7 protein-coding genes are annotated in these 6,449 nt (G+C 70.8%); 4 read left to right on the plus strand and 3 right to left on the minus strand.

What is annotated here, in order from left to right:
- The first annotated feature begins 36 nt into the window (after window positions 1-36).
- Window positions 37-945 (plus strand): deoxyribonuclease IV, encoded by a 909-nt coding sequence (locus ACWDUZ_RS09315; RefSeq protein ID WP_451631184.1) that lies wholly within the window; start codon window positions 37-39, stop codon window positions 943-945.
- 21 nt (window positions 946-966) lie between these two features.
- On the opposite strand, the gene ACWDUZ_RS09320 is transcribed toward ACWDUZ_RS09315, so the two are convergent.
- Window positions 967-1,647, minus strand: a complete 681-nt coding sequence (locus tag ACWDUZ_RS09320; protein WP_451631185.1) for a sulfite oxidase-like oxidoreductase — start codon at window positions 1,645-1,647, stop codon at window positions 967-969.
- Window positions 1,648-1,800: 153 nt separating this feature from the next.
- On the opposite strand from ACWDUZ_RS09320, the gene bfr reads away from it, so the two are divergent.
- Window positions 1,801-2,319: a bacterioferritin gene (gene bfr, locus ACWDUZ_RS09325; RefSeq protein ID WP_451631186.1), complete on the plus strand. Its 519-nt coding sequence runs from the start codon at window positions 1,801-1,803 to the stop codon at window positions 2,317-2,319.
- Between the two features lie 81 nt (window positions 2,320-2,400).
- Here bfr and ACWDUZ_RS09330 read toward each other — a convergent pair whose 3' ends face one another.
- Window positions 2,401-2,652, minus strand: a complete 252-nt coding sequence (locus ACWDUZ_RS09330; protein ID WP_451631187.1) for a (2Fe-2S)-binding protein — start codon at window positions 2,650-2,652, stop codon at window positions 2,401-2,403.
- A gap of 161 nt (window positions 2,653-2,813) precedes the next feature.
- Window positions 2,814-4,166: a class II 3-deoxy-7-phosphoheptulonate synthase gene (locus ACWDUZ_RS09335; RefSeq protein ID WP_451631188.1), complete on the minus strand. Its 1,353-nt coding sequence runs from the start codon at window positions 4,164-4,166 to the stop codon at window positions 2,814-2,816.
- 100 nt (window positions 4,167-4,266) lie between these two features.
- Here ACWDUZ_RS09335 and ACWDUZ_RS09340 point away from each other — a divergent pair, with 100 nt between their 5' ends.
- Window positions 4,267-4,329 (plus strand): trp operon leader peptide, encoded by a 63-nt coding sequence (locus ACWDUZ_RS09340; RefSeq protein WP_358864531.1) that lies wholly within the window; start codon window positions 4,267-4,269, stop codon window positions 4,327-4,329.
- 100 nt (window positions 4,330-4,429) lie between these two features.
- Window positions 4,430-6,301 carry an anthranilate synthase family protein gene (locus ACWDUZ_RS09345; RefSeq protein WP_451631189.1) on the plus strand — a complete coding sequence of 624 codons (1,872 nt, stop codon included), beginning with the start codon at window positions 4,430-4,432 and terminating at the stop codon, window positions 6,299-6,301.
- Window positions 6,302-6,449: the final 148 nt, after the last annotated feature.

Consider the following 6,449-nt stretch of genomic DNA (forward strand, 5'->3'; position numbering starts at 1 on the left):
GGCCGGCGCCCGCCGGCCACGTGACACCCTGAAGGGGTGAGCAGTCAGCACCCCGGAACTCCCCGCGCCCTTCCGGCCCTCCCGGGCCGCTCCCGCAACCCCGTGGGCAGCCATGTGCCCGTCGCGGGCGGTCTGCACTCCGTGGGCCTGTCCTACGCCCGCGAGCTGGGCGCCGAGACCGTGCAGGTCTTCGTCGCCAATCCGCGCGGCTGGGCCACGCCCGCGGGCAGCGCACGGCAGGACGAGGAGTTCCGCGCCGCCTGTGCCGAGGAGTCGATACCGGCGTACGTCCACGCGCCGTACCTGATCAACTTCGGCTCGCACACCGAGGCGACCGTCGAACGGTCGGTGGCGTCGCTGCGCCACTCGTTGCGGCGCGGCCGGGAGATCGGTGCGCTGGGCGTGGTCGTGCACACGGGCAGCGCGACCGGCGGCCGGGAACGGGCCGTGGCGCTGCGGCAGGTGCGCGCGCACCTGCTGCCGCTGCTGGACGAGCTCACCCACGACGACGATCCGTACCTGCTGCTGGAGTCGACCGCGGGCCAGGGCGCCTCGCTCTGCTCCCGGGCCTGGGACTTCGGACCCTACTTCGAGGCGCTGGACAGTCATCCGAAGCTGGGCCTGTGCCTGGACACCTGCCACATCTTCGCCGCCGGGCACGACCTGACCGGCCCGAGCGGCATGCACCAGACCCTCGACCTGCTGGTGGACACGGTCGGCGCCGGCCGGCTGAAGCTGATCCACGCCAACGACTCCAAGGACGTGGTGGGCGCCCACAAGGACCGGCACGAGAACATCGGCGCCGGTCACATCGGCGAGGACCCCTTCCGTGCCCTGCTGAGCCACCCCGCCACCGAGGGCGTCCCCCTGATCATCGAGACCCCCGGCGGCACGGAGGGCCACGCGGCGGACGTGGAACGGCTGCGGAAGCTCAGGGACGGCTGAGCGGCGGCCGGGCGGGGGACCTCACAGTTCGGGTCCGTCGCCCGGTTCCTCCTGGTAGGAGTAGCGCTGTTCCTTCCAGGGGTCGCCGAGGTTGTGGTAGCCGCGTTCCTCCCAGAAGCCGCGGCGGTCGGCGGTCATGTACTCCACGCCGCGCACCCACTTGGGGCCCTTCCAGGCGTACAGGTGGGGGACGATCAGCCGGAGCGGGAAGCCGTGCTCGGCGGTGAGGAGCTCGCCGTCCTTGTGGGTGGCGAAGAGGGTGCGCTCGGAGCTGAAGTCGGTGAGGCGGAGGTTGGAGCTGAAGCCGTACTCGGCCCACACCATCACATGGGTGACGTTCGGCGCGGGCGGCGCGAGGTCCAGGAGCGTCCGGGCCGGGATACCGCCCCATTCGGCGCCGAGCATGGTGTACTTCGTGACGCAGTGCAGGTCGGCCACCACGGTGGTGTACGGCAGGGCCGTGAACTCCTCGTGGGTCCAGCAGTGCTTCTCCCCGTCGGCGGTGGCGCCGAAGACCCGGAACTCCCAGCGCTCGGGCCGGAACTTGGGCACAGGTCCGTAGTGCGTGACCGGCCAGCCGCGTTGCAACCGCTGCCCCGGCGGGAGCTCGGGCTGCACCGCTGCCCCGTACGCCGCTTGGGACGCTCCTTTCGCATGCGCTCCAGAGGCGTCCCCAGATGCGCGTTCCACCGGCTGACCCATGACTCCATCCTGACAGACCGGACGGGGTGCACATGACCAGCCCTGGGATTATTCGGACAACTCACACTAAGTGTGCACTTACTGGACGGCTCTGTATGCCGGTGCAATCATGCGGCGCTATCGGCCCAGACGCGTCCGTAAGGAGCCCGCAGCATGCAAGGCGACCCCGAGGTCATCGAACTGCTCAACGAGCAGCTGACCGCCGAGCTCACCGCCATCAACCAGTACTTCCTGCATTCGAAGCTGCAGGACCACAAGGGCTGGTCGACACTCGCCAAGTACACCCGGGACGAGTCCTTCGACGAGATGCGGCACGCCGAGATCCTCACCGACCGCATCCTGCTGCTGGACGGCCTGCCCAACTACCAGCGGCTCTTCCATGTGCAGGTCGGGCAGACGGTGACGGAGATGTTCCGGGCCGACCGGCAGATCGAGGTCGAGGCCATCAACCGGCTGCGCCGGGGCGTCGACGTGATGCGCGACAAGGGCGACATCACGTCCGCGAACATCTTCGAGGCGATCCTGGCCGACGAGGAGCACCACATCGACTACCTGGACACCCAGCTGGAGCTGGTGGACAAGCTGGGCGAGGCCCTGTATCTGTCCACGGTGATCGAGCAGAGCCAGCCCGATCCCTCCGGTCCGGGCACGCACGGCTTCTCGACACCGTAGGGCGCCGGGCCGACCGGGCGACAGGGGAGACCGCGACGACGGCCGCGAGGGCTCCGGGGCGCGGGGACGGCTTGCCGGACCTCAGGCGGCGTCGCCGAGTCCGGCCACCGGGGCCGGCTGGGCCGGGTGGGGGAACGGCGAGGCTCCGCGGTCGGCCAGTTCCCGGCGCGGGCAGGTGCCCCGGCCGAGCAGTGCCTGGATGCGCCGGACACAGCCACCGCAGTCCGTGCCCGCCTTGCAGGCGGAGGCGATCTGGCGGGGCGTGCACGCGCCGTTCTCCGCGTGCTGCTGGACCTGCTGCTCGGTGACACCGAAGCAACTGCACACGTACACGCGCGTCTCACCTCCCGCCGGGATCGATCACTGGTGCCGTCCCGACTTCCTCGGTGAGGCAAACCTAACCTTACCCGCCGCATCGGGCGGACAAAAGAGGACGGGGCGCGGACCGTCTGTGATCCGCGCCCCACTTCATCCCTCGGTACCGGCGGACCGGCTCACTGGTCCCGGTACATCTCCGCGACCAGGAAGGCCAGGTCCAGCGACTGGCTGCGGTTGAGCCGCGGGTCGCAGGCCGTCTCGTAACGCTGGTGCAGGTCGTCGACGAAGATCTCGTCGCCGCCGCCCACGCACTCGGTGACGTCGTCACCCGTCAGCTCCACGTGGATGCCGCCCGGATGGGTGCCCAGCGCCTTGTGCACCTCGAAGAAGCCCTTGACCTCGTCGAGCACGTCGTCGAAGCGGCGGGTCTTGTGACCGGAGGCCGCCTCGAAGGTGTTGCCGTGCATCGGGTCGGTCACCCAGGCCACGGTGGCACCGGAGGCGGTGACCTTCTCCACCAGCTCCGGCAGCCGGTCGCGCACCTTGTCCGCGCCCATCCGCACGATGAACGTCAGCCGGCCCGGCTCGCGGTCCGGGTCGAGGCGCTCGATGTACTGCAGCGCCTCCTCGGCCGTCGTGCTCGGGCCGAGCTTGATGCCGATCGGGTTGCGGATCTTCGAGGCGAACTCGATGTGCGCGTGGTCCAGCTGCCGGGTGCGCTCACCGATCCACACCATGTGCCCGGAGACGTCGTACAGCTGCCCGGTGCGTGAGTCGACCCTGGTCAGCGCCGACTCGTAGTCCAGCAGCAGCGCCTCGTGCGAGGAGTAGAACTCGACGGTCTTGAACTCCTCCGGGTCGGTGCCGCAGGCCCGCATGAAGTTCAGCGCGTTGTCGATCTCCCGGGCGAGCTGCTCGTAGCGCTGGCCGGACGGGGAGGACTTCACGAAGTCCTGGTTCCAGGCGTGCACCTGGCGCAGGTCGGCGTAGCCGCCGGTGGCGAAGGCGCGCACCAGGTTCAGCGTGGAGGCGGACGCGTGGTACATCCGCTTCAGCCGCTCGGGGTCCGGGACACGGGCCTCCTCGGTGAACTCGAAGCCGTTGACGGAGTCGCCGCGGTAGGTCGGCAGCGTCACGCCGTCGCGGGTCTCGGTCGGCTTGGAGCGCGGCTTGGAGTACTGGCCGGCGATCCTGCCGACCTTCACCACCGGCACCGAGGCGGCGTACGTGAGCACGGCGCCCATCTGGAGCAGCGTCTTGAGCTTGTTGCGGATCTGGTCGGCGGACACCGCGTCGAAGGCCTCCGCGCAGTCGCCGCCCTGGAGCAGGAACGCCTCGCCCCTGGCGACGGCTCCCATCCGTGCGCGCAGCTGGTCGCACTCGCCCGCGAAGACGAGCGGCGGATACGACTCGAGGTCCGCGATCACTGCGCGCAGAGCCTCGGGGTCGGGGTACTCGGGCTGCTGCGCCGCGGGTAGGTTTCGCCAGGTGTTGCCAGCGCTCGCGCTGGTCTTAGCGTTCACGGTCACCTTCTCAACACTACGGGGTCGCTTCCTCCGGTCCATCCATCTGCTCATCAAGTGAGACGGGTCGTGCACGGTCGTGGACGGTGTGCGCTAGGCTGCCGGCATGTTCGCGCACTCGACCCAGAACCAGAACTGGTGGTGGACCGCTTCTCCGGCGGCCCGCTGACTGCGCGTATCCCACACTTCGCGAAGGCCGCCCGAGGGGCGGCCTTCGGTGTGTGCGGCACCCGGGTCGTTCCTCACCGACATCGACGGAAGAGGAACCGATGGACCTGGCACAACTGCTGCACGATCCCCGCCCGTTCGCCCTGCTCCGGCGCCGTACCCCCGGGCACGACCACGACCTGGTGGAGCTGCTGGTCGGTCCGGTGAGCACCCGGGAGACCCTGGCCGAGCTGCCCGACGAGGGCCTGGCGATGGTCCCGTTCCGGCAGATCCGCGAGCGCGGCTTCGACGTCCGTGACGACGGGACCCCGCTGACGGTGCTGACCCCCGAGGAGTCCTGCTCGATCCCGCTCGCCGAGGCGCTGGCGCAGCTGCCCCCGCACGAGGTCCGGGTCGAGGGCGACGGCTTCGACGTCGGCGACGAGGAGTACGCAAAAATCGTCGGGCGGGTGCTGCGCGAGGAGATCGGCGCGGGCGAGGGCGCGAACTTCGTGATCCGGCGGACGTACGAGGGCCGGATCCCCGGCTTCGCCCGCTCCGACGCGCTGGCGCTGTTCCGCCGGCTGCTGGAGGGCGAGCGGGGCGCCTACTGGACGTTCGTGGTGCACACCGGCGCGAGGACGCTGGTCGGCGCGAGCCCGGAGGTGCACGTCCGCATGTCCGGCGGAACGGTCGTGATGAACCCGATCAGCGGGACGTACCGCTACCCGGCCGAGGGACCGACGCCCGAGCATCTGCTGGACTTCCTCGCCGACGGCAAGGAGATCGAGGAGCTGTCGATGGTCGTCGACGAGGAGCTCAAGATGATGTGCACCGTCGGCGACATGGGCGGTGTCGTGGTGGGGCCTCGGCTGAGGGAGATGGCGCACCTGGCGCACACCGAGTACGAGCTGCGCGGGCGGTCCTCGCTGGATGTCCGGGAGGTGCTGCGGGAGACCATGTTCGCGGCGACGGTCACCGGTTCCCCGGTGCAGAACGCCTGCCGGGTCATCGAACGCCACGAACCCGTCGGGCGGGACGGTGTGGGGCGCGGGTACTACGCGGGCGCCCTGGCGCTGCTCGGCCGGGACTCCGGCGGCGCCCAGACCCTGGACTCCCCGATTCTGATCCGCACCGCCGACATCGACGCGGACGGGCGGCTGCGCGTCCCGGTCGGCGCCACCCTGGTGCGCGGCTCGGACCCGGCGAGCGAGGTCGCCGAGACGCACGCGAAGGCGGCGGGCGTGCTGGCGGCGCTGGGTGTGCGGGCCGGCCGGCCGGGCACGGAGCGGGCGCTGCCCCGCCTCGCCGACGACCCGCGGGTGCGGGCGGCGCTGGACGGGCGCCGGACGTCGCTGGCGCCGTTCTGGCTGCGGATGCAGGAGCGGTCCGACGCCCTGCGGGGGCACGCCCTGGTGGTCGACGGCGAGGACACCTTCACGGCGATGCTGGCACACGTGCTGCGCTCGGCCGGCCTGGAGGTGACCGTACGGCGCTACGACGAGCCGGGACTGCGCCGGGCCGTCCTCGCGCACGAGGGACCGGTCGTGCTCGGTCCCGGTCCGGGCGACCCCTCGGACCTCGCCGACCCGAAGATGCGGTTCCTGCGGGAGCTGGCCGCCCAGGTGATCCGGGAGCACCGGCACGGCGTGCTCGGGGTGTGCCTGGGGCACGAGCTGATCGCGGCGGAGCTGGGCCTCGAGATCGTGCGGAAGGAAGTGCCGTACCAGGGCGCGCAGACGGAGATCGACCTGTTCGGGCGCGCCGAGACCGTCGGCTTCTACAACAGCTTCGTGGCCCGCTGCGACGAGGAGGCGGCACGGGAACTGGCCGCGCACGGGGTGGAGGTGAGCCGGGCGGAGAACGGGGAGGTGCACGCCGTTCGAGGGCCGGGCTTCGCCGGTGTCCAGTTCCACCCGGAGTCGGTGCTGAGCCTGGACGGGGCCGCGGTCGTGCGGGAACTGATCGGGCAGCTGCGCCGCACCCCCGTGTGAGGGCTGCGGTGCGGTGAGGGGCGCCGCCGACCCCGGGGGGGGGGGGCCCCCCCGGGGTGGCGGGGAGCCGCAGAAAACCCCCCCCACAACGAAAAGCAGAAAAGAAAGAGCTGGGGGAGGGGAAGAGTGGTAAAAAATAAAGGGATAA

The sequence above is a fragment of the Streptomyces sp. NPDC003393 genome, from assembly GCF_053589015.1.